We start from the raw sequence: 447 nt of genomic DNA, 5'->3' as shown, positions 1-447 counted from the left end.
CTTCCGCTGAGAACAACGGCGTCGGTTCGGTCTGGCTGTTCAAGACGGGGACCAGCGGCATCACGGCGACCGGATCGACGGCCTTCGGCCCGGGATCGGTCGGCGGGCCTGCCGGGATCTCCTACTTCGGCGACGATTTCGCCAACTGATCGCCCGGGCTCAGCGCGAGCCCGGGCCCGGGTCGTGCCCACGTACGCTCAGGTTCTGCACCTGTGCGTACGTCGGTACGTCCCCGCCCACCGGCCGGCCCGACCGGATGTTCGCCGCCACGGCCATCGCCTCCCCGAGCGCCGCCCGGTACAGCAGCGAGCCGAGACTCACCCTGCGCACCCCCAGTTCGCCGAGCTGGGCGACCGTGGGCCCGGACGGGGAGTAGAGGATGTTGAGGGGCGCCTCCAGACTCTTCACCAGTGCGGCGATCGCGGTGGGGTCGGTCAGGCCTGGGAC

The 447-nt window shown here is 71.1% G+C and carries 1 protein-coding gene; it reads right to left on the bottom strand.

Annotation, left to right across the window (positions count from 1 at the left end; translation table 11 throughout):
• Positions 1-159 precede the first annotated feature (159 nt).
• Positions 160-447 (bottom strand): isocitrate lyase/phosphoenolpyruvate mutase family protein (locus AC1DYK_RS35800; protein WP_478170586.1); only part of this gene is annotated, 288 nt, incomplete at its 5' end.

The sequence above is a fragment of the Variovorax sp. P2_H12 genome, assembly GCF_056403395.1.
Note: the sequence above shows the minus strand (reverse complement) of the source record. Positions and strands in the feature narration are given on the sequence as shown.